26 protein-coding genes are annotated in these 26,833 nt (G+C 72.5%); 18 read left to right on the forward strand and 8 right to left on the reverse strand.

What is annotated here, in order from left to right; all coding sequences use genetic code 11:
• Positions 1 to 65 precede the first annotated feature (65 nt).
• The 6 genes from garR to M4486_RS15785 all read left to right on the forward strand — a co-directional run bounded on the left by garR (position 66) and on the right by M4486_RS15785 (position 7,211).
• Positions 66 to 1,031, forward strand: coding sequence for a 2-hydroxy-3-oxopropionate reductase (garR, locus tag M4486_RS15760; RefSeq protein WP_249481162.1), 966 nt, complete (start codon positions 66 to 68; stop codon positions 1,029 to 1,031).
• Between the two features lie 95 nt (positions 1,032 to 1,126).
• Entirely contained in the window at positions 1,127 to 2,488 is a 1,362-nt protein-coding gene (locus M4486_RS15765; RefSeq protein WP_249481163.1) for a glucarate dehydratase family protein, read from the forward strand.
• Positions 2,485 to 3,687 (forward strand): L-talarate/galactarate dehydratase, encoded by a 1,203-nt coding sequence (locus tag M4486_RS15770; RefSeq protein WP_249478230.1) that lies wholly within the window; start codon positions 2,485 to 2,487, stop codon positions 3,685 to 3,687. The genes M4486_RS15765 and M4486_RS15770 overlap by 4 nt, the downstream gene beginning before the upstream one ends.
• Positions 3,688 to 4,100: 413 nt before the next feature.
• The gene (locus M4486_RS15775; protein ID WP_249478231.1) at positions 4,101 to 5,318 is read left to right on the forward strand and encodes an acetyl-CoA C-acetyltransferase; all 1,218 of its coding nucleotides are present in this window, start codon (positions 4,101 to 4,103) and stop codon (positions 5,316 to 5,318) included.
• Positions 5,318 to 6,658, forward strand: a complete 1,341-nt coding sequence (locus M4486_RS15780) for an acyl-CoA dehydrogenase family protein (protein WP_249478232.1) — start codon at positions 5,318 to 5,320, stop codon at positions 6,656 to 6,658. The genes M4486_RS15775 and M4486_RS15780 overlap by 1 nt, the downstream gene beginning before the upstream one ends.
• Positions 6,659 to 6,770: 112 nt before the next feature.
• Positions 6,771 to 7,211: a hypothetical protein gene (locus M4486_RS15785; protein WP_249478233.1), complete on the forward strand. Its 441-nt coding sequence runs from the start codon at positions 6,771 to 6,773 to the stop codon at positions 7,209 to 7,211.
• A 32-nt stretch (positions 7,212 to 7,243) separates the two neighbouring features.
• Here the strand turns inward: M4486_RS15785 and M4486_RS15790 are convergent, their stop codons facing one another.
• Entirely contained in the window at positions 7,244 to 7,609 is a 366-nt protein-coding gene (locus M4486_RS15790) for a hypothetical protein (RefSeq protein WP_249478234.1), read from the reverse strand.
• 58 nt (positions 7,610 to 7,667) lie between these two features.
• On the opposite strand from M4486_RS15790, the gene M4486_RS15795 reads away from it, so the two are divergent.
• Positions 7,668 to 8,087 carry a hypothetical protein gene (locus M4486_RS15795; RefSeq protein WP_249478235.1) on the forward strand — a complete coding sequence of 140 codons (420 nt, stop codon included), beginning with the start codon at positions 7,668 to 7,670 and terminating at the stop codon, positions 8,085 to 8,087.
• A 243-nt stretch (positions 8,088 to 8,330) separates the two neighbouring features.
• Here the strand turns inward: M4486_RS15795 and M4486_RS15800 are convergent, their stop codons facing one another.
• On the reverse strand, positions 8,331 to 8,729 hold the full coding sequence (locus tag M4486_RS15800; protein WP_249478236.1) for a VOC family protein: 399 nt from the start codon (positions 8,727 to 8,729) through the stop codon (positions 8,331 to 8,333).
• Between the two features lie 177 nt (positions 8,730 to 8,906).
• On the opposite strand from M4486_RS15800, the gene M4486_RS15805 reads away from it, so the two are divergent.
• From M4486_RS15805 to M4486_RS15825, 5 genes are read left to right on the forward strand one after another with little or no spacing between them, the layout of a single operon-like run.
• Positions 8,907 to 9,602 carry an NUDIX hydrolase gene (locus M4486_RS15805; protein ID WP_429798306.1) on the forward strand — a complete coding sequence of 232 codons (696 nt, stop codon included), beginning with the start codon at positions 8,907 to 8,909 and terminating at the stop codon, positions 9,600 to 9,602.
• 39 nt (positions 9,603 to 9,641) lie between these two features.
• The gene (gene nadA / locus M4486_RS15810; RefSeq protein WP_249478238.1) at positions 9,642 to 11,033 is read left to right on the forward strand and encodes a quinolinate synthase NadA; all 1,392 of its coding nucleotides are present in this window, start codon (positions 9,642 to 9,644) and stop codon (positions 11,031 to 11,033) included.
• Entirely contained in the window at positions 11,030 to 12,784 is a 1,755-nt protein-coding gene (locus tag M4486_RS15815) for an L-aspartate oxidase (RefSeq protein ID WP_249478239.1), read from the forward strand. The genes nadA and M4486_RS15815 overlap by 4 nt, the downstream gene beginning before the upstream one ends.
• Positions 12,778 to 13,638 carry a carboxylating nicotinate-nucleotide diphosphorylase gene (nadC, locus tag M4486_RS15820; RefSeq protein WP_249478240.1) on the forward strand — a complete coding sequence of 287 codons (861 nt, stop codon included), beginning with the start codon at positions 12,778 to 12,780 and terminating at the stop codon, positions 13,636 to 13,638. Before M4486_RS15815 ends, nadC begins: the two co-directional genes overlap by 7 nt.
• Entirely contained in the window at positions 13,638 to 14,804 is a 1,167-nt protein-coding gene (locus M4486_RS15825) for a cysteine desulfurase family protein (protein WP_249478241.1), read from the forward strand. Before nadC ends, M4486_RS15825 begins: the two co-directional genes overlap by 1 nt.
• 75 nt (positions 14,805 to 14,879) lie before the next feature.
• Here M4486_RS15825 and M4486_RS15830 read toward each other — a convergent pair whose 3' ends face one another.
• Positions 14,880 to 15,320: a hypothetical protein gene (locus tag M4486_RS15830; RefSeq protein ID WP_249478242.1), complete on the reverse strand. Its 441-nt coding sequence runs from the start codon at positions 15,318 to 15,320 to the stop codon at positions 14,880 to 14,882.
• Positions 15,317 to 16,360 carry a threo-3-hydroxy-L-aspartate ammonia-lyase gene (locus M4486_RS15835; protein ID WP_249478243.1) on the reverse strand — a complete coding sequence of 348 codons (1,044 nt, stop codon included), beginning with the start codon at positions 16,358 to 16,360 and terminating at the stop codon, positions 15,317 to 15,319. The genes M4486_RS15830 and M4486_RS15835 overlap by 4 nt, the downstream gene beginning before the upstream one ends.
• A gap of 85 nt (positions 16,361 to 16,445) precedes the next feature.
• On the opposite strand from M4486_RS15835, the gene M4486_RS15840 reads away from it, so the two are divergent.
• Positions 16,446 to 17,159: a ribonuclease FAU-1 family protein gene (locus M4486_RS15840; protein WP_249478244.1), complete on the forward strand. Its 714-nt coding sequence runs from the start codon at positions 16,446 to 16,448 to the stop codon at positions 17,157 to 17,159.
• A gap of 55 nt (positions 17,160 to 17,214) precedes the next feature.
• Entirely contained in the window at positions 17,215 to 17,640 is a 426-nt protein-coding gene (locus tag M4486_RS15845) for a glutaredoxin family protein (protein WP_249478245.1), read from the forward strand.
• A gap of 69 nt (positions 17,641 to 17,709) precedes the next feature.
• Here M4486_RS15845 and M4486_RS15850 read toward each other — a convergent pair whose 3' ends face one another.
• On the reverse strand, positions 17,710 to 18,243 hold the full coding sequence (locus M4486_RS15850; RefSeq protein WP_249478246.1) for a hypothetical protein: 534 nt from the start codon (positions 18,241 to 18,243) through the stop codon (positions 17,710 to 17,712).
• Positions 18,244 to 18,550: 307 nt separating this feature from the next.
• Between M4486_RS15850 and M4486_RS15855 the strand changes: the two genes are divergently transcribed.
• A complete protein-coding gene (locus M4486_RS15855) occupies positions 18,551 to 18,820 on the forward strand; it encodes a hypothetical protein (protein WP_249478247.1) in 270 nt (89 codons plus the stop codon).
• Positions 18,821 to 18,841: 21 nt separating this feature from the next.
• On the opposite strand, the gene M4486_RS15860 is transcribed toward M4486_RS15855, so the two are convergent.
• The gene (locus M4486_RS15860) at positions 18,842 to 20,089 is read right to left on the reverse strand and encodes a phosphatase PAP2 family protein (protein ID WP_249478248.1); all 1,248 of its coding nucleotides are present in this window, start codon (positions 20,087 to 20,089) and stop codon (positions 18,842 to 18,844) included.
• Positions 20,090 to 20,312: 223 nt separating this feature from the next.
• A complete protein-coding gene (locus M4486_RS15865) occupies positions 20,313 to 21,026 on the reverse strand; it encodes a GNAT family N-acetyltransferase (protein WP_249478249.1) in 714 nt (237 codons plus the stop codon).
• Positions 21,027 to 21,266: 240 nt separating this feature from the next.
• On the opposite strand from M4486_RS15865, the gene M4486_RS15870 reads away from it, so the two are divergent.
• Positions 21,267 to 22,145 carry a universal stress protein gene (locus M4486_RS15870; protein WP_249478250.1) on the forward strand — a complete coding sequence of 293 codons (879 nt, stop codon included), beginning with the start codon at positions 21,267 to 21,269 and terminating at the stop codon, positions 22,143 to 22,145.
• Positions 22,146 to 22,170: 25 nt separating this feature from the next.
• Here the strand turns inward: M4486_RS15870 and M4486_RS15875 are convergent, their stop codons facing one another.
• Entirely contained in the window at positions 22,171 to 22,602 is a 432-nt protein-coding gene (locus M4486_RS15875) for a hypothetical protein (RefSeq protein WP_249478251.1), read from the reverse strand.
• Positions 22,603 to 22,793: 191 nt separating this feature from the next.
• Between M4486_RS15875 and M4486_RS15880 the strand changes: the two genes are divergently transcribed.
• Together M4486_RS15880 and M4486_RS15885 are read left to right on the forward strand one after the other, a co-directional pair.
• Positions 22,794 to 24,356, forward strand: coding sequence for an exo-alpha-sialidase (locus M4486_RS15880; protein ID WP_249478252.1), 1,563 nt, complete (start codon positions 22,794 to 22,796; stop codon positions 24,354 to 24,356).
• Positions 24,357 to 24,538: 182 nt separating this feature from the next.
• Entirely contained in the window at positions 24,539 to 26,689 is a 2,151-nt protein-coding gene (locus M4486_RS15885; protein ID WP_249478253.1) for a 3-hydroxyacyl-CoA dehydrogenase NAD-binding domain-containing protein, read from the forward strand.
• Positions 26,690 to 26,833: the final 144 nt, after the last annotated feature.

A 26,833-nucleotide genomic window follows, 5' to 3' on the forward strand; every position in this document is an offset into this window, starting at 1 on the left:
CACGACCGCACGACACGATCGAACGCAGCACCTGACCGAGCGCTGCAGCTGACCGAACGCACGACCTGACGCGAACGCACGAACGCACGAACGCACAAGACAGGAGCCGGGAGGGATCCCGGCCGCAGAGGAAGGAACCGCCTGAGATGACGATCGGATTCATCGGACTGGGGATCATGGGACGCCCCATGGCCAAGAACCTGCTGGCGGCGGGCCATGAGCTCGTCGTCCACAACCGCTCGGACGCGGCCATGGAGGACCTGGCGGCCGCCGGAGCGGCGACCGCCGCGAGCCCCCGCGAGGTCGCCGAGCGCGCGGGCATCGTGCTCACGATGCTCCCCGACGGTCCCGACGTGGAGGCCGTCGTGCTCGGCGAGGACGGCGTCGCCGAGGGGGCGTCCGCGGGGACGCTGCTGGTGGACATGAGCTCGATCGCCCCGGATGTGAGCCGCCGACTGCACGCGCAGCTCGCCGAGCACGACGTCGCGATGCTCGACGCCCCGGTCTCGGGAGGGGAGCCCGGGGCGATCGACGGGACGCTCGCGTTCATGGTGGGAGGCGCGGAGGCCGACGTGGAGCGCGCTCGCGAGATCCTCGAGATCATGGGCGCCTCCGTGACCCATGTCGGCCCGATCGGCGCCGGCAACATCGCGAAGCTCGCGAACCAGGCGATCGTGGCGGTGAACATCGCGGTCCTGGGCGAGGCCGCGGTGCTCGCCCGCAGCGCCGGCGTCGATCCCGCCTCGGTGATCGATGCGATCCGCGGCGGCCTCGCCGGGTCCAAGGTCATGGAGCAGAAGGCTCCGAAGATGCTCGCGGGGGAGTACGCCCCCGGATTCCGCATCGACCTGCACATCAAGGACCTCGAGAATGCCCTGAGCACGGGTCACGACAGCGGAGCGGCCCTGCCGCTCACGGCCGCCGTGCGGGAGATGATGACCGCGATCTCCGTGGACGGGCACGCGCAGGACGACCACTCCGCGCTGGCGACGTACTTCGAGAAGCTCGCCGACCGACGGATCTCCGCATGAGCGCCGTGCAGAGCCCCTCGCGAAGCGGCCGCGCCCGGGAGGACGGAACGGCCGCGCCCGCAGCGGGGTCCGCCTCCGCACCCACCATCGCCCGGATGGAGGTGTTCCCGGTGGCCGGGCGCGACTGCATGGAGCTGAACCTCTCCGGCGCCCACGGCCCGCTGTTCACGAGGAACATCGTGCTGCTCACGGACTCGCGCGGGGAGACCGGCGTGGGCGAGGTCCCCGGCGGCTCGGCGATCACTCGCACTCTCGAGGACGCCCGGCGTCTGGTCGAGGGCGCGAACCTGGCCGACCGCCGGAACGTGCTGCGCAGGATCGGCGAGGAGTTCGCGGAACGCGACGCCGGTGGTCGCGGCTCTCAGACCTTCGACCAGCGCACCACGGTGCACGCCGTCACGGCGATCGAGGCCGCGATGCTCGACCTGATGGGGAAGTGGACGGGACTGCCCGTGGCCGCCCTGCTCGGAGCGGGCCAGCAGCGGGAGTCCGTGAGGACCCTCGGCTACCTCTTCTACGTGGGCGACCCCGACCGCACGGACCTCGACTACCTGCGCGAGCCGGAGGCCGACGACCCGTGGCACCGGCTGCGCCACGAGGAGGCGCTGACCCCGGAGGCGATCGTCAGGCTCGGCGAGGCGGCCTACGAGCGGTACGGCTTCCAGGACTTCAAGCTGAAGGGCGGCGTGCTCTCGGGAGCCGAGGAGATGGAGGCCGTGAGGGCGCTGAAGCAGCGCTTCCCGGATGCCCGGATCACCCTCGACCCCAACGGCGCGTGGTCCCTGGCCGAGGCGATCGACCTCTGCCGGGACGCGCAGGGGCTCCTCGCCTACGCCGAGGACCCGTGCGGCGCCGAGGACGGCTATTCCTCCCGCGAGGTCCTCGCGGAGTTCCGGCGCGCCACCGGGCTCCCCACCGCGACCAACATGGTCGCCACGAACTGGCGCGAGATGACGCATGCGATCGCCCTGCAATCGGTCTCGATCCCGCTCGCGGACCCGCACTTCTGGACGATGGAGGGGTCCGTGCGCGTCGCGCAGCTGTGCCACGACATGGGGCTCACCTGGGGATGCCACTCGAACAACCACTTCGACGTGTCCCTCGCGATGGTCGCTCACTGCGGCGCGGCCGCCCCCGGGGAGTACAACGCGCTGGACACGCACTGGATCTGGCAGGAAGGGGTCGAGCAGCTCACCGCCGCGCCACCCCAGATCGACGCCGGGGAGATCCGCGTCGACCCGGCGGTGCCCGGACTGGGGGTGGAGATCGACCGCGAGCGGCTGGAGGCGGCGCACGCCCTGTACCGGGAACGCATCGCCGGGAGCGGCGGCAGGGACGATGCGGCAGGGATGCAGTACCTCGTCCCGGGCTGGTCCTTCGACCCGAAGCGGCCGTGCCTCGTGCGCGACGAGACATCGGCGGCCGGTGCCGCCGCGACCCAGGAGGAGACACGATGACATCCGAGACGACCACGGGGACGGGCCCTGCGGCGACGGGAGATCCCGCGGCGACGGGTCGGCCCACCGCGTCGGGTGCGGGCGACCGCATCCGCTCGGTGACGCTCTCGAGCGTGGTCCTGCCGCTGCCCACGGCGATCAGCGACGCGAAGGTGCTCGCCGGCAGGCAGCGCCCCATGACCGAAGTGGTGCTGCTGTTCGCCGAGATCCGCAGCGAGCAGGGCCTCGAGGGCATCGGCTTCTCGTACTCCAAGCGTGCCGGTGGCCCTGCCCAGTACGCCCACGCGAAGGAGGTCGCCGACCTGCTGATCGGGGAGGACCCCTCCGCGATCCCTCGTCTGTACGAGAGGCTGCTGTGGGCGGGCGCATCCGTGGGGCGCTCGGGCCTGGCCACCCAGGCGCTCGCCGCGCTCGACATCGCGCTGTGGGACATGAAGGCGAAGCGGGCCTCGCTCCCGCTCGCCGGACTGCTCGGTGCGCACCGGGGCTCCGTGCGCACCTACAACACCTCGGGCGGGTTCCTCAACGCCCCGCTCGAGGAGGTGCGGGAGAACGCCGCGCGCTCGCTCGACGCCGGGATCGGCGGCATCAAGATCAAGGTCGGGCACCCCGATGCGGCCGTCGACCGGGCGCGCGTCAGCGCCGTGCGCGAGACGATCGGTCCGGACACGCCGCTGATGGTCGACGCGAACCAGCAGTGGGACCGCACCACGGCGCTGCGGATGGGGCGGTGGCTCGAGCCGTTCGACCTGGTCTGGATCGAGGAGCCGCTCGACGCCTACGACGTCGAGGGGCACAAGCACCTCGCCGACACCCTGGACACCCCCATCGCGACGGGGGAGATGCTCGCCTCCGTCGCCGAGCACGTGCGGCTGATCGACGCGCGGGCATGCGACATCATCCAGCCCGACGCGCCGCGCGTCGGCGGGATCACGCAGTTCCTGCGCCTGGCGGCCCTCGCCGATCACGCCGGTCTCCAGCTGGCTCCCCACTTCGCGATGGAGATCCATCTGCACCTCGCGGCCGCGTACCCGCGCGAACCGTGGGTGGAGCACTTCGACTGGCTGGATCCCCTCTTCGAGCAGCGACTGGAGACGAAGGACGGGCGCATGCTCGTGCCCGAGCGGCCCGGGCTCGGCATCACCCTCTCCGAGCGCTGCCGCGCACTGACCCGCGACACGGTGACGCTCGGCCGCTGATGGCGCCGATGCCGCGCCTGGCACCCCCGCGGAGCCTGCGAGCCCCGCCCGGCAGGTCTCGAGCATGACCAGCGTCGATGGGGACTTCTCCCCATGGTCGGATGTCGGTGGTCGGACCTAGTGTTCGAGATGCCCCCACGGGGGATCGGGCTGATGCCCGGTGGGGAGCGGACGATCGGCCCCGCGCGACGGAGGGGGTCCGTCGGCGCGGGGCCGAGTTCGTCGACCGGATGACCGGTCCGCGCGACGCCCCGCTCCGCCCGCCCCGCCTCGTCTCGCGCTGATTGGCACGGGTACCTGAAACCGTTAGTATCAGGAACGGCCGGTATCGGTATCCGTTCGGCGGTGCGCCTGCGCGCGGCACCTCCGTCGGGCCCGGGGCCGGCGCCCCCACACCCGTCGAAGGAGACACCGTGCCCGAGGCCGTCATCGTCGCCGCTGCCCGCTCGCCCATCGGCCGCGCCCGCAAGGGCTCTCTCGTCTCGATCCGCCCCGACGACCTCGCCGGGCAGATGATCGGGGCGGCACTCGAGCAGGCCCCCGGCCTGGACCCCGCCACCATCGACGATCTGCAGCTGGGCTGCGCGATCCCCGAGGGGTACCAGGGCGGCAACCTCGCCCGCACCGTCGCCATCCGCCTGGGACTGGACACCGTGCCGGGCGCCACCGTCACCCGCTTCTGCGCCTCGAGCATCCAGACCACGCGCACTGCCTTCCACGCGATCCGCGCGGGCGAGGCGCACACCGTGATCTCCGCCGGCGTCGAGTCGATCTCCATGAGCAGCGGCAAGCTCATGGAGGAGGACGACCGCGACCCGCTGTTCCGCGACGCCTGGGAGCGCACCGACAAGCGCGCGAGCCGCGAGATCCCCGCCCCGTGGCACGACCCGCGGGAGGACGGCGACCTGCCCGACCCGTACATCCTCATGGGCCAGACCGCGGAGAACGTCGCCGAGCTGCGCGGCATCACCCGCGAGGCGCAGGACGAGTACGCGGTGCGCTCGCAGAACCGCGCCGAGGCGGCCGTCGCCTCGGGCTTCTTCGACCGCGACATCACGCCGGTCACCCTGCCCGACGGCACCGTCGTCTCCGCCGACGACTCCCCGCGCGCGGGCGTCACCTACGAGTCCGTCTCCCAGCTCGACCCCGTGTTCCGGCCCGACGGGACGATCACGGCGGGCAACTGCTGCCCGCTGAACGACGGCGCCGCGGCGCTCGTCGTCATGTCCGACGAGCGCGCCCGCGAGCTCGGCCTCACCCCGCTCGCGCGGGTCGTCTCCACCGGCGTCTCCGGTCTCAGCCCGGAGATCATGGGCCTCGGCCCCGTCGAGGCCACCCGCCGCGCGCTCGACCTCGCCGGCATGAGCATCGACGACATCGACCTCGTCGAGCTCAACGAGGCCTTCGCCGCCCAGGTCATCCCCTCGGCCGACGACCTCGGCATCGACCACGACAAGCTCAACGTCCACGGCGGCGCGATCGCGCTCGGCCACCCCTGGGGCCAGACCGGCGCCCGCATGACCACCACCCTCATCCACGGCCTGCAGGAGCGCGACGGCGCGCTGGGCCTGGCCACGCTGTGCGTCGGCGGCGGCCAGGGCATGGCCCTGATCCTCGAGAGGATGTCCTGATGACCACCACCGACCACCCCGGCCAGCCCCAGACCCCTCCGGCCCCGAGCACCGACGCGGGCGCCGCCCGCTCCGAGCGCGCCGGCGACGCGGCGACCGGCATCGGCCCCGGCCCCGTCGTCTCGGCCCCCGACCCCACCGCCGCGACCCCGGCCGAGCTGCTGCCGATCGAGGCCGACCACTTCGCCCTCTTCCAGGACGTCGCCGGAGAGGACCTGCAGGCATGGGCCGACGCCCGCCGCCTCGCGGAGGACCTCGAGCTGCTGAGCGAGGCATGGGACCGCGCCGAGTACCCGACCGAGCTGATCGCGAAGCTCGGCGACCTCGACCTGCTCACCGACGGCCTCGACGTCCCCGGGCACCGCGCGCTCAGCCCGCTCGCTGCGGGGCTGGTGAACATGGAGCTCTCCCGCATCGACGGGTCGCTCGGCACCATGGTGGGCGTCCAGGGCGGTCTCGCCCTGCGCTCGATCGTGCTGCTGGGCTCCGACGCGCAGAAGGAGCGCTGGGTCGAGCCCCTGGTCACCGGCCGCGAGTTCGGCGCCTTCGCCCTCACCGAGCCCGACCACGGCTCCGACTCCGTCTCGCTCGAGACCACCGCCCGGCGCGACGGCGACCAGTGGGTCCTCAGCGGCCAGAAGCGCTGGATCGGCAACGGCGTGAACGGCCACGTCTCCGTGGTCTGGGCGCGCGTCGACGACCCGAGCGACGAGACGCTGCACGGCCAGGTCTCCGGATTCCTGGTCGCCCAGGACCTTCCCGGCTACGAGGCCGAGGTCATCACCGGCAAGGTCGCCCTGCGCGCGATCCACCAGGCGCACATCCGCCTGGACGACGTGCGCGTGGGGCTGGATGCGCGCCTGCCCGGCGCGCGCTCCTTCAAGGACACCTCGAAGGTCCTCTTCGCGACCCGCGCGGGCGTCGCCTGGGGCGCCCTCGGGCACGCCACCGCCTGCTACGAGGCCGCCCTCGAGCACGCGCGCACCCGCATCCAGTTCGGCCGGCCCCTCGCCAAGGCGCAGAACGTGCAGGTGCGCCTCGCGGACATGCTGCAGACCCTCACCTCCATGCAGCTGTACTGCACGCGCCTCGCCGAGCTCGAGACCGCGGGGGCGATCAGCCCCGAGCAGGCGTCGCTCGCCAAGGTGCACAACACCCGCGCTGCGCGAGAGATCGCCTCGAACGCCCGCGACCTGCTGGGCGGCTCCGGGATCCTGCTCGAGAACCGCGTGGTGCGCCACCGCAGCGACATCGAGGCCCTCCACACCTACGAGGGCACCGACACCATGCAGTCCCTCATCGTGGGCCGCAAGGTGACCGGGGTCAGCGCCTTCGTGTGACGTGATGACCGGCCCGCGCGAGGGGCGGGCCGGCCCGCGGGTCGACGCGCGGGGGCGTGGGCGGACGCACGGGGGCGGGCGCGGGCCCGTCGGACCGCGGGATACTGCCGCCATGGACTTCGATGTCGACGACGCCGCCACCCTGATGGCGCTGCTGGACGAGAAGCGCCCGAGGCGCGTCACCCAGTCCCTGCTCTCGGGGTGGGACATGCTGCAGACCGACCTCCCCTCCCGCGAGCGGATCGAGAGCGCAACCGCCGTCCTCGTGGGCACCGGCCTCGCCACGGTCGACGAGGACTGGGGGATGCTGCTCACCGCCGAGGGCGCACGGATCCGCCGAGCGGTCCCCGGTCGCGGCCTCGGCATGCGCCAGATCCCGGGGATCCTGGGTGCGCAGCTGCGCGCGAGGGGCGTGGCGCGCGCCGACCTCACCCTGCCTGCCGCCCTCTACGACGCGGCGTACTCCGCGTACATGGAAGCCGCCGCGCACCGCGAAGAGCGCGCCTACCGCCGGCACTGGTGGGAGACCTGGAAGCCCCGTCGGCAGAGATGAGAGCGCGCCTGTGATCCCGCTCCGATCCCAGCTCAGTGCCCGAGATCAGCGCCTTCGCCGATCGTCACGTTCGCGAATCTCTCCTGGTATTCATCGTCGGTGAGGCGGAGTTCGCCGGGCTTGTGGACGGGGTCATCTTCTTGGCGCCCACCCGCCGGGCCCCAAGGGTTCTGCATGATCATGTGGCCGTCGTCAGTGACCTCTTCGACCACGTGCACGTGTTCGGAGCTTCTCCCCATGGCCCGTGCTTGCGGGCTGTTGACGTTCAGTCGACACTGTTCCCGACGGGCCGTCAGGACGGCCAATGAGGAGGAGAGCATGCCTGCGTCTGCGAACCAGGGCTTGGGTCGGCGGAAGGCGGTGCTGCTCTTCGGTGGAGGGGCCGCGTCAGTGGTCATGTCCGGGTGCCGTGGTGAGGCGACGACGTCGGATGCCGGCGGTCAGGAGGAAAGCCCCATGTCTGTGAGCTCGAGGTCCCCGCGAGATGCGGTCGACGAGGCCACCAGACTCCTTGACGATGCGCAGCAGGCGCTCGACGACGAGTTCGACGCCCTCACCTGGAGGGAAGATCCTTCGAACCCGGCGCCGAAGAGTGCGGATGGAAACTGCGTCTGGCGCGTGCCGTCCAGGATCTGCGACGACTACCTGGCGAAGGACTCCGCGGACGACCAGCGGATCGCCGACGCGCTGAACTCCGCGCTCGTGGCGCACGGGCTGCCGAAGGCCCCCGTCGTCGACGGTGGAACAGGCGGATGGGCGACCACGTCGAGCAGTGCAGACGGGGTCACGTTCGAATTCCGCTCGAAGGGGATCACCGAGCTGTCCGTCTCGGTCGCGTTCGCGGGCGACTGCACCGAGGTGAGCGACGGCGCCTGATGAAGGCGCGTTCGGCCTGGGACGCAGCGTGCTCGAGGGCCCGCGGAAGACGCGGGACGCGGCTGTCCCGTATCAGGGGTGGAGCGAGGGGTCGCCCTCTGGGGGCGAGGCGCAGCTGAACGGGGAACGGCCGACATCCACGACAAGGCATCTGCTCTCGGAGCGGGAACCGTTCTCCCAGGCGGAATGAGGGGGTCTAAGCACGCGCCTCACCATCGGCGGACCTGAGATCGCGGCTCCCGGTCACCGCGTCGCGTCGATCTCCTCGTCCGAGTGCAGGATGCAGAACTCGTTCCCCTCGGGATCGGCCAGGACCACCCAGCCGCTGCCGGGACCGTGGATGCCGCGCAGATCGGCCACCTGCGTCGCGCCCAGTTCGAGCAGGTGCGCCAGCTCCTGGTCCTGCGGGTCGTGACGCGGACGCAGGTCCAGGTGCAGGCGGTTCTTGATGGATTTCGCCTCGGGCACCTCGAGGAACAGCAGGGTGTGGCCGGTCTCGGGATCGTGGATCGCGCACTCCTCGTGGCCCGGGAAGTTCGGGTCCTCGGGATCGTCGACGTACCCGAGCACCCTCTTCCAGAACTCCGAGAGCGCGAACGCGTTCGCGCAGTCGATGGACGTATGGGAGACATAGCTCGTCATGGCCCCATCGAACGCCGGGGACGCGCGAGCGGCAAGGGGATTGCCGTGGACGGGCCCCGACTTAGAGTCACCCGCTCGGTGACGACGGTCACAGCTCCGCGTCACAGCACCTGTGTTCGGGTCATCGCGACCATAAGGTCTCCGCAACCGTAAAGGTCCCCGTGACTTTAACTGGAGGTGACCGCTGTGGCCGATCCCGTCTCCCTCGCCGTCTCGACGGTGATCTTCGCGCTGCGTCCCCATCCCAGCACCCGCCTGCCGGTGCTCTGGGTCCCGCTCGTGCGCCGCATCCGCGACCCCCACCAGGGGAAATGGGCACTTCCCGGTGGTCCACTCGGTGCCAGTGAGGGGCTCGCGGCATCGGCGGGCCGGACCCTGCGGGAGACCACGAGGCTCACCCCGCGCTATCTCGAGCAGCTCTACGCCTTCGGGAGCCTGGACCGCGCGCCCTCGGCCGCGGACCGCACCGTCTCCGTCGTCTACTGGGCGCTGGTGCGCTCCGAGGAGGCCGACGCGAGCCTCGAGTCGGTCAACGTGCGCTGGTTCGTCGCGGACGAGCTGCCCGAGCTCGCCTTCGACCATTCGCTCATCGTCGAGTACGCGCTGTGGCGACTGCGCAACAAGGTCGAGTACTCCCGCATCGCCGCGGCCTTCCTGGGGGAGACCTTCACCCTCGCCGAGCTGCGCGCCGTCCACGAGGCCGTGCTGCGCCGGCGCCTGGACCCCGCGAACTTCCGTCGTCAGATGGAGGCGAGCGGACGTCTCGTCGCCACGGGCGAGTACCGCGCCGGCGGCCGTCATCGCCCCGCGCAGCTCTTCCGCCACGACGAGTCCATCCACCTCGCCGACAACGGACCCCTCACCGGCCTCTGACCGGCACCCATCGCCCCACCGCACACCCTGGAGAACCCGATGACCACCACCGCCTCGGTCGACCTCACCATCCGCGACATCTCGACGGGCGCCGCCCGCGGCAGCACCTGCTCGACCGCGCTGCTGGACGCGCCGTGGGACGTGGACGCCGGTCCCTCGACCTACGGCCCCGGCGCCTCCCAGGCCGACCCGATCCCGGGCGCCGTGCCCCGCCAGGGCGGCATCCCCGAGCGCTACCGGCAGGCGAGCCGCGAAGAGCTCGACCGGCGCATCCGCGCCGCGAAGGCCGAGCTGGGGGACAGGGTCGTGGTCCTCGGCCACTTCTACCAGCGCGACGAGGTCGTGCAGTACGCCGACTACGTGGGCGACTCCTTCCAGCTCGCGAACGCCGCGAAGGCCCGCCGCGAGGCGGAGGCGATCATCTTCTGCGGCGTGCACTTCATGGCCGAGACCGCAGACCTCCTCTCCGGCCCCGAGCAGGCGGTCATCCTGCCGAACCTCGCCGCCGGCTGCTCGATGGCCGACATGGCCGACATCGACCAGGTCGAGGAGTGCTGGGAGCAGCTCATTGAGGTCTACGCCGACGAGCTCGGCGGGACGGACGGGCCCGGCGCCGCCGACGGAGCGGGCGCGGCCGACGCGGACGACGTCCTCGCCCCGGTCATCCCCGTGACCTACATGAACTCCTCCGCGGCGATCAAGGGCTTCGTGGGCCGCCACGGCGGGATCGTGTGCACCTCCTCGAACGCGGCGACCGTGCTCGAGTGGGCCTTCGCCCGCGGCCGACGCGTGCTGTTCTTCCCCGACCAGCACCTGGGCCGCAACACCGCCAAGGCGATGGGGATCCCGCTCGAGCAGATGCCGATGTGGAACCCCCGCAGCCCGCTCGGCGGCAACGACGCGCAGACCCTGCGCGACGCCCGGGTCGTGCTCTGGCACGGCTTCTGCTCGGTCCACAAGCGCTTCACCACAGCCCAGATCGACAAGGCCCGCGCCGAGCACCCCGGTGTGCGCGTGATCGTCCACCCCGAGTGCCCCATGCCCGTCGTCGACGCGGCCGACGAGGCCGGCTCCACGGACTACATCCGCAAGGCCATCGAGGCGGCCGAGGAGCCCACGACCTTCGCGATCGGCACCGAGATCAACCTCGTCCAGCGCCTGGCCGCGCAGCATCCGCAGCACACGATCTTCTGCCTGGACCCCGTGGTGTGCCCGTGCTCGACGATGTACCGCATCCACCCGGGCTACCTCGCCTGGGCGCTCGAGTCCCTGCTCGAGGGCGAGGTCATCAACCGCATCACCGTCGGCCCCGACGTCGCCGATCCCGCCCGCCTCGCCCTCGAGCGCATGCTCGCGGCGAAGCCGGGAACGGACCGGACCGGCGCGACCCGAGCAGCGACCGGCACGTCGGCCGACGCCGCGCGCGCATGACCCGCGCCCTGCGGGCCGACGTGCTCGTCGTCGGCTCCGGCATCGCAGGGCTGACGGCCGCCCTGCGCGCCGCCCGCACCTCCCGCGTGCTGCTCGTGACCAAGGGGGCGATCGACGCCTCGGCGACCGCGAAGGCCCAGGGAGGGATCGCCGGAGCCCTGCATCCGGAGGACTCGCCCGCCCAGCACGCCGCCGACACGCTCATCGCGGGGGCGGGCCTGTGCCTCGAGGACGCCGTGCGCGTGCTCTGCGAGGAGGGACCGGCGCGGATCCGAGAGCTCATCGACCTCGGCGTCGCCTTCGACCGAGTCGAGGGGGACGCCGAGAAGCACGGGCTCCCGTACGCGATGGGCCTGGAGGGCGCGCACTCGCGGCCCCGCATCCTGCACGCCGGAGGGGACGCGACCGGTCGGGCGATCGAGGATGCCCTGGTCAGGGCAGTTCGACGTGCACCGATCGAGGTGCTCGAGCGGACGGCGCTCGTCGATCTGCTGGTCGCCGGGCCGAGCAGTGCCCGGTCCGGTCCCGGCGCCGCACGGGTTTCTGAGACTCCGGGCGTTCCCGCGGGAACGTTTTGTCCCGCTGCGCGGGACGAGGAGTATCAGTCCGCGAACCCTGGCGGGCGCGGGCACGGGAACGAGCGCGGGCACGCGTCCCGAGCCGTCGGCGCCGCGTTCCTCAGGGCCGACGGGACCCCGCTCGAGGTCCGCGCAGGCGCGGTGGTCCTCGCGACCGGCGGCGCCGGGCAGCTCTTCTCCCACACCACGAACCCCGAGGTCGCCACGGGTGACGGCGTCGCCGCCGCCTGGCGCGCAGGCGCGCGCGTCGCCGACCTCGAGTTCGTGCAGTTCCACCCCACGGCACTCACCGGGAGCGCCTTCCTCGTCTCCGAGGCCGTGCGCGGAGAGGGCGCCGTCCTGCGCGATGCGGAGGGCCGGCGTTTCATGCCCGACATCGACCCGCGCGCCGAGCTCGCGCCCCGCGACGTCGTCGCCCGGGCCATCGCCCGCGTCATGGCCGCCCAGCACGGGCGCCCCGTCCTGCTGGACGCGACGGACATCGGCCGCGCCGAGCTCGCCCGACGCTTCCCGACGATCGACGCCGCCGTGCGCGCGGCGGGGCTCGACTGGGCAACCCAACCGATCCCGGTGACCCCGGCCGCGCACTACGCGATGGGCGGGATCCGCACCGACCTCGACGGGCGCACGAGCCTCCCGAGCCTGTTCGCCGCGGGGGAGTGCGCCTGCACCGGCGTGCACGGCGCGAACCGCCTGGCCTCGAACTCCCTGCTCGAAGGTGCCGTGTTCGGTGCGCGCGCCGGAGAGATCGCGGCTGTCGAGGCCGCTTGGACGACCGCGGGTTCGGACGCTGAGGCCGACGCAGCACCTGCCGCAGCCTTCGCGGCGCTCGCCGCGGTGCCTGCAGCGGGGCCCGCATGGACACGCCGCGACCTGCAGGAGCTCATGTGGGAGCACGTGGGGCTGCTGCGCACGGGCGACCAGCTCGCGCACGCCGCCCGGGTCCTGGACGGCTGGTCCGCCCCGGCGCCCAGCACCGTGGCCGCGGTCGAGGATCGCAACCTCCTGCATCTCGCCCGCCTCACGGTCGCGGCGGCCCGCGCCCGCACGGCCTCCGCCGGTGCCCACCACCGGCTCGACGATCCGTCCGCGCCGGAGGCGTCGCCCGCGCCCGTGCTCGAACCCCATACCGCCCCCGCCGCCCGCACCCTCCAGGAGGCCCACGCATGCTGACCACCGCCCACATCGACCGCGTCGTCGCCGCGGCGCTCGCCGAGGACGCGCCCTGGGGCGACGCCACCGGCGAGGCCTTCCTCCCCGCGGACGCCCACGCCGCGGCGCAGCTCACCGCCCGCGAGGCCGGAGTGCTCGCAGGCATCGACGTCGCCGGCGCGGCCTTCCGGCTCACCGACCCCTCGATCCAGGTCACCGCGCGCGCCGCCGACGGCGACTCCTTCACCGCCGGCCAGGTGCTCGCCGAGATCGAGGGGCCCGCGCGCGCCGTGCTCCAGGCGGAGCGAATCGCCCTGAACTTCGCCCAGCGCATGTCCGGCATCGCGACCCTCACCCGCGCCTTCGTCGACGCGGTCGAGGGGACGGGCGCGCGCATCACCGACACCCGCAAGACCACACCCGGACTGCGCGCCCTCGAGCGCCACGCGGTGCGCTGCGGCGGCGGCGTGAACCACCGCTTCTCCCTGTCCGACGGCGTGATGGCCAAGGACAACCACCTCGCGGTGCTGCGCAGCCAGGGCCTCGACCTCACCGAGGCGATCCGCACCGCCCGCGAGCGCCTCGGGCACATGACGCGGCTCGAGGTCGAGGTGGACCGCATCGACCAGATCGAGCCCGTCCTCGCCGGGGGCGTCGACGTCATCATGCTCGACAACTTCTCGCTCGCCGACCTCGAGCGCGGCGTGGAGATCGTCGGCGGCCGCGCGATCGTCGAGGCCAGCGGCAACGTCACCCTCGAGACCGTCGGCGACATCGCCCGCACGGGCGTCGACGTGATCTCCTCCGGCGCCCTCACCCATTCGGTGCGCAGCCTCGACCTGGGGCTCGACGCGACGGTGAGCGCTGCCCGGTGATGCTGTATCTCGACGCCGCCGCGACCGACGCGGTGCGGCGCGAGGCCCTCGAGGCCGCGTGGCCCTACCTGACCGGCGTGTTCGGCAACCCCTCGAGCCACCACAGCGCGGGGGAGGCCGCCGCCGCGGGTCTCGCCGACGCCCGCTCCCGGGTCGCGGCCGTGCTGGGGGCTCGCCGCAGCGACGTCACCTTCACCAGCGGCGGCAGCGAGGCCGCGAACCTCGCGATCAAGGGGCTGGCGCTCGCGAACCCGCGCGGGAAGCACCTGGTCACCTCGCCCATCGAGCACGAGGCAGTCCTCGGCAGCATCGACCACCTGCGGCGTGTGCACAGCTTCGAGGTCTCCTTCGTGAGCCCGTCGGCCGACGGGACGATCGCGCCGGAGGCCTTGCGCGAGGTGCTGAGGGAGGACACGACCCTGGTGTCCCTCGCATACGCGAACAACGAGGTGGGAGCGATCTCCGACGTGCCCGCGCTCGCGGAGGAGGCGCACCGGGCCGGGGCCCTCCTGCACACCGACGCCGTCCAGGCGGCCGGCTGGCTCGACCTGCGCGGGCTCGGCGCGGACGCGCTGACGATCTCGGGGCACAAGCTCGGCGCGCCCAAGGGGATCGGCGCCGCGATCATCCGCGGCCGCCTGCCCCTCGAACCGCTCGTCCACGGCGGCGGGCAGGAGGCCGGCCGACGCTCGGGCACCGAGAACGTCGCCTTCGCGGTCGCGCTCGCGACCGCGCTCGAGCTCGCGGAGTCCGAACGCGAGGACACGGCGGCCCGGCTCGCACCGCTCCGCGACGCCTTCATCGCGCGCGTCCTCGCCGCCTACGAGGGAGCGCTGCTCACAGGGCCGACGGCGGAGGCCGCGAGGGCGGATCATCCGTCGGCCACGGAGCGGCCGGACCGGCGACTGCCCGGCCACGCCTCCTTCTGCTTCCCCGGGACCAGCGGCGAGTCCGTGCTGCTGGACCTCGAGGAGCACGGGGTCATCGCCTCGAGCGGCTCGGCGTGCGCGGCCGGCAGCGACGAGCCCTCGCACGTGCTCACGGCCCTGGGCGTCCCGCTCGAGGTGGCGCAGACGGCCGTGCGCTTCAGCTTCCCCCGCAGTGCGGACGCGCAGACCCTGGAGGCCGCGACCGCGGCGGTGGAGTCGGTGCTGCGGAAGCGGTGAGGCGTGCTCGGCGCTCAGCACTCAGCGCCAGACATCAGTGCCCAGCCCCTGGAAGCGCCTCCTCTGCACCCGCCCCTATCGCTGCGTCCGCGACCGCGCGTCGAGGTGGAAGGCCAGGAACAGCAGCGCCGCCACGACGACCAGCAGGGGGATCCACAGGGGCGCGTGGATGCTCTCGATGACGAGCGAGGACAGCAGCGTCAGGCCGATGACGCCCAGGAAGATCATCCGCGAGGCGACGGGCGTGGGAGCCGTGCCGGTGCGCGGCAGGTCGGAGCGTCGGATCGCGATCCCGTACAGCAGCACGCCCGCCGCGAGCAGCGCGAACATCACCAGCAGCCGCGCCAGCCCGTTCGAGATCAGCCACGGTGCATAGGGCATGAGCACGCCGCCCGCCATCAGCAGCGAGGAGAGCACCTGTCCGGGCCAGAGCGACCGGCCGGGTGCCTCGCTCCGCGGCGTCGCCGTGCTCGCCGCGGGCTTCCGCGGGCTCGCGTCCTTCCTCCCTGCGCTCATGCCGCACCTCCTGCCGGGTCGCCGCTGCCTGCGTGTTCGTCGTCGCCCAAGTTCTTGCCCACGCCCACGCCCTCGCCGTCGCCCACGAGCTCGGCGAACCGGGCGAGGTCCACGTTCCCGCCCGAGAGGATCACGCCCACGCGGGGCCGTCTGCCGAGGTCACCGGCCAGATCCTGTGCCTGCGCGACGGCGGCGGCGAGTCCCAGGCAGCCCGTCGGCTCCACCACGGTCTTCATCCGCGCCGCGAGGAACCGCATCTGGGCGACGAGCTCGGCGTCGCTCGCGGTGAGGATGCCGCTCGCGCGCTCGCGGATGATCGCGAAGGTCGTGTCGCCGACGCGCGTGGTCTGCGCGCCGTCGGCGACGGTCCGCGGCACGTCGATGGACACCGGCTCGCCCGCCTCGAGGGAGCGGCGCACGTCGTCCCCGGCCTCCGGCTCCACGCCGAACACGCGGCAGGCGGGGGAGAGGTCGGACGCGGCCAGCAGGCTGCCCGAGAGCAGGCCCCCGCCTCCGCAGGGCACGAACAGCAGGTCCAGCTCGCCCGCGTCCTCGAGGAGCTCGAGAGCCGCGGTGCCCTGGCCGGCGATGATCGACGGATGGTCGAAGGGCGGGATGACCTCCGCGCCCTGATCTCGGGCGATGCTGCGCGCGATCGCGGTGCGGTCCTCGCGGTAGCGGTCGTAGAGGACCACCTCGGCGCCGTAGCCGCGGGTCGCGGCGAGCTTCGCGGCCGGGGAGTCCTCCGGCATGACGATGGTGGCGCGGCGCCCCTGCTCGCGCGCCGCGAGCGCGACCGCCTGCGCATGGTTGCCGGAGGAGAACGCGACCACGGGAGTCACGGGGGCGAGGGCGCTCAGCGCCGTGAAGGCGCCGCGGAACTTGAACGCACCGACGCGCTGCAGGTTCTCCGCCTTCAGCAGCATCTCGCAGCCGGTCAGAGCGTCGAGCGTGCGGGAGGTGAGCACGGGCGTGCGATGGGCGACGCCGTCCAGGAGGCGCGCGGCCTCGCGCACGTCGGCGATCGTGGGTGCGCTCACGCGGTTCCTTCTTCCTGCTGGGGGTCCGATCCGACTCTATGCGGCCGACGGGACCGGCCGTCGGACCCCTGCGTACGGTGGGGCCATGGCGACACCGACCACCGGTCCCTTCGGCGTCCTCCCCACCGCGCCCTACGACCCGCCCGTGCCGCCGCACGCCGCCGGGACGGACGTGGTCCAGCGCAGCGTCCGCGACTTCCCCGAGACGGGCCCGGCCGTGGGCTTCGCCGTCGCCGGCACGGTCCTGCACGACTCCGAGGACCTCATCGTGATGATGACCGTCCCCGGCTCGGAGATGGCGGGGCGCGGCGGCCCCCGCTCGGGCCCGAACGGCCGGCTCGTCGCGCCGGGGGACTGGGACGGCTCCTACGAGCTGTCCGCGTGGCGCGGCAGCACGGTGGTGCGCGCGCACCGACCGGGCGAGCCCTGGTCGATCTGGCGCTGGCACGACGGCACGGACTGGACGCCCCGCTGGTACGGGAACCTGGAGGCGCCCTGGCGGCGCACCCCGCTCGGCTACGACATGCAGGACTGGGCGCTCGACGTGGTCGCCGAGGGCGATCCCGCGACCGACGACTGGCGCGTCGCGATGAAGGACGAGGACGAGCTGGCATGGTTCGTGGACAACGGCACCGCGACCCGCGAGATCGCCGAGCGCATCACCGAGGTGGGAGCGACGGTGCGGGGCATCTTCGAGCGCCGTGAGGGTCTGGTCGGCGCCGACTGGGGCGCCTTCGTCCCTCCGGACGACGCGGGACTCGTGACGTTTCCGGAGGGCTGGCAGGAGCTGCGGCCATGAGGCCGCTGCGATTGCCGCTGCCGCCGCAGGTACGACGACGAGAGGGGAGAGCGCCTTGGACCAGCGCACGCGGCTGAGCATCCTCCTGGGGTTCCTCGCCGTGCTCGTCCTCGCGATCGTGATCGGGGTCGAGAGTCTTACGGCGGGCACGCTCGTCGGCGTGTTCGGCTGCCTCGTGGTGCTCTCGATCGGCTGGTGGTCGGGCAGGCGCGGACGGCACACCGCGTGGGCCGAGGCGTCGGCGCGGATCGCACCGGGCCGCGCCCTGGTGCTGTGGAAGCCCGGCTGCGTCTACTGCGAGCGTCTGCTGCTGAGTCTGGGTCGCGACCCGCGCGTGACCTGGGTGAACGTGTGGCAGGACGAGCAGGCGAACGCACGCGTGCGCGAGCTGAACGGCGGCGACGAGCTCACGCCCACGGTGATCATCGGCGACGAGGTGCTGCGCAATCCCACGGCCGACGAGATCCGCGCGCTGCTCTGATCAGGGTCGATGGGGCCGTCGGGCCGATCCGATCCGCAGCGGACGTGCCCGCTCGGCGCGGCGAACCGCTCAGCGCGGGGAGGCGGGTGCGGGGCCGTCGACGTCCTGCGGGCCCGTCGCAGTGGGCTGGACGAAGTGCCCCTCCCGGGCGCGCTGCAGCGACGCGACGTCGTCGAGGCGCAGCAGCGCGGTGAAGCCGAGGAAGACGACGAGCATGGCGAGGATCCCCCATGCGGTGAATCCGAGGCTCTCCGCGAGGAACGCGAGCACCACCAGCGGGACCGCCGTGATCGCACTCACCGCGACGATCGTGCCGCTGCGGGTCACGCGCCCTCCGAGATGACGGCGTCGGACGAGCCCTCCGAGGAAGAGTCCTCCGTACATGAGGACTGCATAGACCAGCCACGGCCACCAGCTCGTGGTCACGGTGGTGAGCACCATCATCACCGCGAGAGCGCCGCAGAGCATCACGGCCTGGAGCAGCGTGAGCGCCAGCGGGATGGGCCGAGGCGTGCTCCGCTCGGCCGATGCGTCCGCGGGATCCTGCGCCGTGCGCGCTGTCCGGAAGTCTTCGGGTGTCGGTGTCGTCGGCGTCGCCGGCATCGTGCTCCCCCTCGGTCGCCGCGCCCTGTTCCCCGTCGTGCGGACCCTGCGCGGTGGACCGGGCCCGCTCCTCGACCGTACGGAACCGTCGCGGACGAGACAACCGTTCGGGTGCTCAGGGCGTGCGCACGGCACCGAAGATCAGGGTGCGGCGAAGCCCGAGAGCACCCCGAGCACGCGTAGACCCGTGTTCTCGCCGTCATCCTCTCCCTCCGTGCACCTCACATCGGGCCGCGCCAGACCCGATCGTGTGCGGAACGCACCTGTCGGCTGAAGGAGGAAGGTGATGAGGCCGCAACCAGCCGCGGTGACCTGGCAGAAGACCTCTGCCACCGGCGCGGCCCCGGCTGCCGGGCATCAAGGACGAGTGCGGGTGATTCTCATGGAGCTGACAATGAAGCAACGGCGAAGCGACAAGGAGAAGAACGCCCTCGCCTGCAAAGACACCGACTATGCCGACAAGTTCAGCATCCTCGACGAACTCGTCGACCGCACCGGTCGACTCGAGCCACTGTCGATCGCAACGAGGTCGGCCATTCACCGGACCCGCGCCCCAACGGTCTGGAGACACCGGTGAGCGTCGCGGAGATTCTTGCTCCTAGGCGCCGATGATTCGTCCCCGGCAGTTGTGCAAGGAGGGTTCAGGAGCGGGTCGTTCGAGGTGCACGGAGGTCGGCCGTCGTGAGGGGCGGGTGGTGTCGGGCCGGTCGGACGGCCGACGTCGAGCGGGTCGATGGCGGAGCTGTTCCTCGGACAAGCGCGGGTGCATGGTGCCGAGACCTGGCCGTGAGCCACCGGGAGCAAGGGCGCTGGTGCCGAGATCGGCGTCGGTGGGGAGGCCGACCGGGCGTTGTCGTGCCCGGTGTTGACCGGTGGCCCACGCGGCCAGCGTCACCGAGGCCCAGCCGATGGCCATGCCCGAGATGTCGTCGAGGATGTAGTGCCAGCCGAAGTAGATGGTCGCGACTGTCGTCACGCCGAAGAAGATCCAGGCGGTCACTCGGAGGGGTGCCTTCTGGTTCGTGCGCCTCATGAACAGCGCTGCGGCGAAGGTGACGGAGACGTGGAGCGACGCGAACGCGGCGACACCCTGGATGGAGTCGCTGCCGACAGGGTCGCTGAGGTAGTCGAGGCGCGTGGCGAAGAGGGAGTCCTGGAGCTGGCTGACTCCGGTGTCGGGCAGTGTCCGGTAGGCCCCGGGATCGCTGAACGCCGGGCCGACCGACGGCAGGATGTAGTAGCTGACGGTGCCGAGAACCCAATTGAGACACAGGGTCGTGGCATACCAGGCGCCGGTGGAAGGCGTGCGACTGAGCACGAGGAACGCGCCGAGGCTGATCGGGACGAGCGGGAGATAGGCCAGGTAGGCGACCGAGAGGAAGTTCGCAGCGATGTCGGTCCCGAGCAGATGGTGCAGCATCACTGCCGGGTTGTGGCCCTCGGTGAGCGAGGAGTCGATGTGGAGCAGCTGCCGGTCGAAGAGAGTGCCGCGGCGGTACACCGGCAGCATGCTCTTGAGGTTGCGGTAGGCGACATAGCAGACATAGAAGCTCAGCAGTCCCGTGCCGATGCACAGCAGACGGTGGACGTTCCATTCCTTCTTGGCGACGTCGACGATTGCGGCGGGAAGGCGCCGCACCCCGCTCCGTCTCGCCGCCTCCAGGATGAGCCCGCCGCCGATGAACCCGAGAGCCAGCAGAGGCAGGCGGATATACGAGGGGCCGAGAAAGCCGTCGGGGTCCCGCAGAGGGAGGCCGAGGTAGAGGGACGAGACCACGGCGGCTGCTCCGATGAGCAGAGAGAGCGCCACGGCGAACGTGTAGGGCCAACGTCGCATTCGGGTCATCGGGATATTCTCGTGACCACTTTTAACGTTGCCTCGGATTTCTCTTGGTTCCCGCTGACCGTATGACCGGGCGTCGGCGGCGTCCCGGTCAGGAGGCCGACGATCTCAACGGATCCTGGCCCGGGCGAGCCGCGTCAGCTGAGCAGGCGGGCCATGACCGCCCCGGCGTCGCGCAGCACCGTGTTCATGTCATCGCGCACACGTGCGCAGTGGAGCGCACGACTCATAGGCTGCGGACAGCGCCGAAGATCAGGGTGCGGCGCAGGGCGAAGCCGAGCTTCTCGTAGGCGGCGATCGCACCGGTGTTCTCGGCGCCCGTGTGCAGCAGGGCGCGGTCGCCGCGCTGCTGGATGGCGTGGGCGACGTCGAGCACGAGGCGCGAGGCGAGGCCCTGTCGGCGCTGGTCGGCGTCCACGGCCACGGCGCTGATCTCGGTCCAGCCGTCGGGGTGCAGGCGCTCCCCGGCCATGGCCACCAGCCGCCCCTCGCGCCGGATGCCCACGTAGCGCCCCAGCTCATGGGTGCGCGGCAGGAACGGGCCGGGCTGGTTGCGCTCGACGAGGGCGAGCATCTCCGGTGCGTCGTCGGCCCCGAGCACGACCGCTTCCTCATCGGGGCGGGTCCGCAGAGCGGGGGTCTGGGTGAGCTGCACGCCGTCGATGCGGTGCTCCCAGCTCCAGCCCTCGGGCAGCGTCGGATCGGCGTGGGAGACGCTGACCACGGCGTCGTGCCCGAACACGTCGAGGATCGCGTCCCACACGCCCGGGTCCTCCCAGTCCTTCACGCCGACGAAGGGCGAGACGTCCCGTGGGTATCGCAGCACCAGGTCGTTGCCGATCGCGAAGTGCGCGTGCGCGCCGGTGAGCGCGGACCAGGCGGGGGAGTCCAGCACGGAGTCGTCCGTGGCGGCGGAGGCGGTGTCGGCGAGCGTGACCATCGGCGGGGCGATCTCCAGAAGCAGGTGGGGGACGGGTCTTCACGGTAGATCCGCGAGGGCGGGAGGCGACAGGCCCTGCGCGCGGGTGTGACGAAGGGAGAACGCGTGCGGCGGGCGCGCGGGACGGACGGACTTCCGGGCCCGCGCCCCTCCCGCCTCCGCATCCTCGCCGCTAGGCTCGTGGCACGCCCGGATCACCGCCGACCGGGAACGCCGATCGCACCCCTCAGGAGGGACGCCATGGACTTCAGCGACACCATCATCGTCGGGTACGACGGCTCTGATCAGTCGGCCATGGCCCTGCGCTGGGCGGCGCGGCTGGCGAAGTCCGGGAAGAAGCCGCTCGCCATCATCCACGCCTGGATCTTCCCGCTGGTCACCAAGGATCTGGGACCGGTGAAGGGCGTCTCCGGCTCCGGCCATCGCAACGTCGCCGAGCAGCTGCTGAGAGAGGCCGCGGGCATCGCCGAGGAGACCGCGCCCGGCGTGGAGGTGCGCACGGAGCTGATCACCGGCAACCCCCGCGCGGTCCTCGAGACGGCCTCGCAGACCGCTCTGCTGATGGTCGTCGGCAACCGCGGCCTCGGCGGCTTCCTCGGCATGCTGCTGGGCTCGGTGAGCCTCGGCCTGATCACCCACGCCGGCTGCCCCGTGATCGTGGTGCGCGAGGCCGAGGCGCCGCACGGGCCCGTCCTCGTCGGCGTCGACGGGTCGGAGGCGAGCCTCGAGGCGGTCGACACCGGCGTCCGCCTCGCCCGTGCCCTCGGCGAGGGCCTCACCCTGCTGCACGTGCGCGGCACGGTCGACGGACATGTCGTCGAGGGCGACGGCGCCGAGCGGATCCTCGACGAGGCGACCGCACGGGCGCATGCGTCGGCACCCGATCTGGCCGTCACCGCCCAGGTCGAGGAGGGGAGCAGCGTGCCCGACGGGCTCCTGCGCGCCTCGGCCGAGGTCGGCATGCTCGTGCTCGGCTACCAGGGCCGCCACGGCCGCCTCTTCGGGTCCACCGCGCACGCGGTGGTCCATCACGCGCAGTGCACGACCGTGATCTGCCGCCACGAGTTCCGCGGCGAGTCGGAGCCCACGTCCCAGCCGTGGTCGGAGCAGTCGGCCTGAGAGGTCCGCGCGGCCGCTGCGCCGCTCACTTCTGCTGCGCGGCGACCTGGGCGGCGACCGCTCGCGCCCGCTCCACCTGCACGCGCTTGTCCCACTGCAGCTCGAGGAACAGGCCGACGGCGACCGCGGTGACGAGCCCCCAGCGCACGGGCGCGGGGGCCGTCAGCGGCGTCGCCGTCACGGCGAGCACGATCACCAGCAGGGTGAGACCGCCGATCACCAGTTGACGCATCGACCGCTCCAGCCCGGAGCCTGCGCGGAGCATCCGCGTGAAGCCGTCGATGAGCACGAGCGCGATCACCAGCGCGCCGCACGCGACGGTGCGCGCGAGCAGGCCCAGGGGGAACAGGTCGAGCATGGTCGCCGCGGCGCCGGCGCCCAGCAGCGCCTCCGCGAGAGTCCATCCCCAGGGCACGGGACGCGGATGGGGGACGACGGGGCTGTACCCGGAAGACATGGCGCACCTCCTGCGCGAGGTCTCCCCTCCAGCGTACGCGCGGGTGGGCGGCACTCCGAGACGCCGCCAGCGGGCACTCCCTCCTTGTGGTGCTGCCGGACCTCCCCTAAGGTCGGACATCAGACGTCCCCTGGTGGGTCCCAGCGAGCTGACTGCCCGCGCCGCCGGCGGACAGGAACGAAGGAGCTCCCGTGACGTCTTCTCCCCGCACTGACGGACCTCATCGCCGCACTGTGCTCGGCGCCGGTGCCGGCACCCTTCTCTCTCTCCTCGCCGTCCCCGCGGCAGCTCACGCAGCGCCCACGGGCGCGGGCCACGGCCACGGTGGCGGCCACGGACACGGTCACGGACACGGCCATGGCCACGGCGGCAGCACCGGCGGTCGCCTCCTCACGAAGACCCTCGCCGCCGGAGGCGACGGGGATTTCCCGAACTACCGGATCACCGCGCTCGTGCAGCTCGAGAACGGTGACGTCCTCGCCTCCTACGACGGCCGTCCCACCGGTATCGACGCCCCCGGCCCCAACTCGATCCTCCAGCGCCGATCGCGCGACGGCGGAAGCACCTGGAAGGAGCAGACGGTCATCGAGCGGGGCCACGACGGCGAGGACACGATCGGGTTCTCCGACCCGAGCTACGTCTACGACCGCATCACCGGCGCCCTGTTCAACTTCCACGTCTTCTCCAAGGACGCCGGCTTCTTCGACAGCGGGTACGGGAACGACGACGCCGACCGCGCGGTCCTCAGCTCCACCGTCTCGGTCTCGAAGGACGACGGCCGCACCTGGACCTCACGGCGCCTGACCGAGGTCACCAAGCCCGACGACGTCCGCGGCATGTTCGCCACCAGCGGCGCCGGCATCCAGATCACCCGCGGGAAGCATCGCGGCCGCCTCGTCCAGCAGTACATCGGGCAGTGGCGCGACGAATCGTTCCGCGCCTACTCCGTGTTCTCCGACGATCACGGCGAGACCTGGCGGATGGGGGAGCCGACGGGCGTCGACATGGACGAGAACAAGGTCGTCGAGCTCAGCGACGGCACGCTGATGCTGAACTCGCGCGTCCACAGCGGAGCCGCGGCGCGCTATGTCGCCCTCTCCCACGACGGCGGGGAGACCTGGTCCGAGCCCGTTCTCGACGCGACGCTCACGGACCCGCACAACAACGCCTCGATCATCGCCATGGATCCGGGAGCGCCGGCCGGTTCGAGCGCCGCGAAGGAGCTGCTGTTCTCGAACTCGGACAGCGCGACCGCGCGCGTCGACGGCACCGTGCGCTATTCCTACGACGACGGCGAGACCTGGCCGGTGAAGAAGACCTACCAGGCGGGGGACCACGCGTACTCACAGCTCGCGGCGCTCGGGGACGGCACCTTCGGCGTGCTCTTCGAGGGCGAGGGGGCGAACACGATCGTCTTCGGCCGCTTCGACCGCGACTGGCTGAATCCCTTCCGCCTGCACGTCCCCGACACCTCCGCGACGGTCGCGGCGGGCGGCGACGTCGAGGTCACCGTGACGCTGCGCAACGACGAGGAGCGCGCACTGCCCGCCTCCCGCGTCACGGCGGACCTGCCCGACGGGTGGAGCGCCGAGAGCGTGCACGTGCCGGCCCTGTCCCCGGGCCGCAGCCGGACCGTCCGCCTGCGCATCACGGCGCCGGCCGATGCCGAGCCCGCGACCGTGACCGGCGACGTCACGATCAGCGCGGGGGCCTTCTCGCTGCGCGGGGACCTGGAGCTCACCGTCCGGGCCTGAGCATCCGGCCCTCGGCCCGACGGGGAGCGCCGCACCTGCGGCGCTCCCCGTCGTCGTCCCCCGCGTCGTTGGACACTCCCGCCCCGCCTGCGGCATGCTGTACCTGAAACCGTCGGTATCAGGAATCAGCGCCTCGATGACGTACGGCGCCTCGACGACGAGCACACCCCGAAAGGCTGGCCATGGCCCCCACGACCGAGAACTCCGGCAGCGCCTCCGCGTACACCGAGCACGTCACCCGCGTCCTCGTCGAGGACCGCGAGCACGAGGGGATCGGCACTCTCGCCGTCCTCACCTTCGCCCCGCCGGAGGGCGAGACCCGCCCCGCGACGCTCGGACCGCAGTCGCTCGAGAACGTCGAGGCCGCCCTCACGGAGGCTCTCGCGCGCGCCGAGGCCGGCGAGATCCAGGCGATCGCGCTCACCGGCACGGACAGAGTCTTCCTCGCCGGCGCCGATCTCTCGATGTTCGCCGACCCCGCCGGTCGCGAGGCCATCGACCCCATGACCCGCCGCGCCCACGACCTGCAGGTCCGTATGCGCCGGGCCGCGGTCCCCGTGCTCGCCCACCTCAACGGCGCGGCCCTCGGCGGCGGCCTCGAGGTCGCGCTCATGGCCGACGTCCGCACCGCCGGCCCCAAGGTCCGCGGCCTCGGCCTGCCAGAGACGAGCCTCGGGATCCTGCCCGGGTGGGGCGGCACCACCCTTCTGCAGTCCGTCATCGACCCGGCCGACGCCGTCCGCGTGATCCTCGAGGACCCCGCCCGCGACAAGCAGCTCAGCGCCTCCGCCGCCCACGAGCTCGGCATCGTCGAGGCGCTCGTCGAGGATCTCGACGCGGCCCTCGACCATCTCGCCGGCCGCATCGCCGACGGCGGCATCGACCCGTCGGCCCGCCCCGACCCGATCCCCGCCGCGGGATCCGAGCGCGCCCGCTCGCTGCTCGACGCGCTGGACTCCCCGCACAGCCCCGCCGAGACCCGTCGCGAATGGGCCGCGCGCATGGAGGCCGCGGGCGCGCCCTCGCTGAAGCGCACCCTCGGCATCCTCGAGGCCCTGCCCGGATCGAGCCTCGAGCAGTCCCTGGACGCGGAGCGCGAGGCCATCGTCGGCCTCGCCGACTCCGACGCCGCCGCCGGGTCGCTGTACGCGGCCGAGCTGCTGCGCCGCGGCAAGCCCGGACGCCGCCCGGTCGAGGGCGCCCGCGAGATCCGCCGTGTGGGCGTGGCCGGAGCCGGCCTCATGGCCTCCCAGATCGCCGCGCAGCTCGCCCTCGGCCTGCAGGTGCCCGTCACCCTGCGCGACCTCGACGAGGACATCGCCCAGAAGGGCCTCGCGCACGCCCGCGACGTGATCGCCCAGGCAGCCTCCCGCGGGAAGCTCGACGAGCAGTCCGCCCGCGCCGTCTCCGAGCTGCTGAGCGCGACCGCCGACGTCGCCGACCTCGCCGACTGCGACCTCGTGCTCGAGGCCGTGCCCGAGGTCCTCGCGGTCAAGAAGAGCGTGCTGGGAGAGCTCGAGGGCGTCCTCGACCCGTCGGCCCTGCTGGTCACGAACACCTCCTCGCTGTCGGTGGCCGCGATGAGCGAGGACCTCGCCCATCCCGAGCGCGTCGTCGGCCTGCACTTCTTCAACCCCGTCGCGAAGATGCCGCTCGTCGAGGTCGTGCGCACCGAGCGCACCGACCCCGCGGTCCTCGCGACCGGTCACGAGGTCGTGCGCCGCTGCGGCAAGTTCGCCGTCGAGAGCGCCGACGCCCCCGGGTTCATCGTCAACCGTCTGCTGTTCCGCGTGCTCAGCGAGGTGCTGCGCTCGGCCGACCAGGGCGCCGACCTCGCCGCCGTCGACGCCTCCCTGGACCCCTTCGGCCTGCCGATGCGACCCTTCGAGCTGCTCGACCTCGTGGGCATCGGCGTCGCCGACCACGTCGGCAAGGTCCTCGGCGAGCAGCTGGGCACCGAGCGCTTCCCGATCTCCACGGGCCTCACGCGGCTCCTGGAGTCCGGCGAGGCGGGCACGGTGCGCGACCGCTCGGAGGTCCATCCTCAGGTCTCCGACGCGCTGCGGGCAGCCTTCTCCGACGGGACCTCGGAGGGCGGCTCGGCCGCCGTCGGCGATGCCCTCCTGGACCGCGTCCTGCGCGGGCTCGCCGAGGAGAGCGGGCTGATGCTCGAGGAGGGCGTCGTCGAGCGTCCCGAGCAGATCGACCTGGCGCTGATCCTCGGCGCGGGCTATCCGCGCCACCGCGGCGGGCTCACCCCGTACCTCGACCAGACCGGCGTGAGCCGCGAGGTCGTGGGCGCACCCTTCCACGGGGACCGCTTCACCCGCTGAGGGCACCCGGCCGCCGCCGGCCGTTCCGGGAGCTGGCGGTCCCGGGAGCCGATGACGCTCGGCGCCGCTCCGCACGGGGCGGCGCCGAGCGGCGTATCGGGCTCCCGCCTCTGTGTGCGCTGGGGCACAATGGCCTCTCAGAGT

Origin of the sequence: Brachybacterium kimchii (assembly GCF_023373525.1) — a bacterium.
GTDB classification, from domain to species: domain Bacteria; phylum Actinomycetota; class Actinomycetes; order Actinomycetales; family Dermabacteraceae; genus Brachybacterium; species Brachybacterium kimchii.

Bases quoted from the DNA above. Each gene is read 5' to 3' on its own strand.
- M4486_RS15860 (WP_249478248.1), bottom strand. From the start codon at position 20,089: ATGACCCGAATGCGACGTTGGCCCTACACGTTCGCCGTGGCGCTCTCT.
- nadA (WP_249478238.1), top strand. From the start codon at position 9,642: ATGACCACCACCGCCTCGGTCGACCTCACCATCCGCGACATCTCGACG.
- M4486_RS15870 (WP_249478250.1), top strand. From the start codon at position 21,267: ATGGACTTCAGCGACACCATCATCGTCGGGTACGACGGCTCTGATCAG.
- M4486_RS15875 (WP_249478251.1), bottom strand. From the start codon at position 22,602: ATGTCTTCCGGGTACAGCCCCGTCGTCCCCCATCCGCGTCCCGTGCCC.
- M4486_RS15815 (WP_249478239.1), top strand. From the start codon at position 11,030: ATGACCCGCGCCCTGCGGGCCGACGTGCTCGTCGTCGGCTCCGGCATC.
- M4486_RS15795 (WP_249478235.1), top strand. From the start codon at position 7,668: ATGTCTGTGAGCTCGAGGTCCCCGCGAGATGCGGTCGACGAGGCCACC.
- M4486_RS15830 (WP_249478242.1), bottom strand. From the start codon at position 15,320: ATGAGCGCAGGGAGGAAGGACGCGAGCCCGCGGAAGCCCGCGGCGAGC.
- M4486_RS15865 (WP_249478249.1), bottom strand. From the start codon at position 21,026: ATGGTCACGCTCGCCGACACCGCCTCCGCCGCCACGGACGACTCCGTG.
- M4486_RS15765 (WP_249481163.1), top strand. From the start codon at position 1,127: ATGGAGGTGTTCCCGGTGGCCGGGCGCGACTGCATGGAGCTGAACCTC.
- M4486_RS15885 (WP_249478253.1), top strand. From the start codon at position 24,539: ATGGCCCCCACGACCGAGAACTCCGGCAGCGCCTCCGCGTACACCGAG.
- M4486_RS15825 (WP_249478241.1), top strand. From the start codon at position 13,638: ATGCTGTATCTCGACGCCGCCGCGACCGACGCGGTGCGGCGCGAGGCC.
- M4486_RS15800 (WP_249478236.1), bottom strand. From the start codon at position 8,729: ATGACGAGCTATGTCTCCCATACGTCCATCGACTGCGCGAACGCGTTC.
- nadC (WP_249478240.1), top strand. From the start codon at position 12,778: ATGCTGACCACCGCCCACATCGACCGCGTCGTCGCCGCGGCGCTCGCC.
- M4486_RS15840 (WP_249478244.1), top strand. From the start codon at position 16,446: ATGGCGACACCGACCACCGGTCCCTTCGGCGTCCTCCCCACCGCGCCC.
- M4486_RS15780 (WP_249478232.1), top strand. From the start codon at position 5,318: ATGACCACCACCGACCACCCCGGCCAGCCCCAGACCCCTCCGGCCCCG.
- M4486_RS15770 (WP_249478230.1), top strand. From the start codon at position 2,485: ATGACATCCGAGACGACCACGGGGACGGGCCCTGCGGCGACGGGAGAT.
- M4486_RS15850 (WP_249478246.1), bottom strand. From the start codon at position 18,243: ATGCCGGCGACGCCGACGACACCGACACCCGAAGACTTCCGGACAGCG.
- M4486_RS15785 (WP_249478233.1), top strand. From the start codon at position 6,771: ATGGACTTCGATGTCGACGACGCCGCCACCCTGATGGCGCTGCTGGAC.
- M4486_RS15790 (WP_249478234.1), bottom strand. From the start codon at position 7,609: ATGACCACTGACGCGGCCCCTCCACCGAAGAGCAGCACCGCCTTCCGC.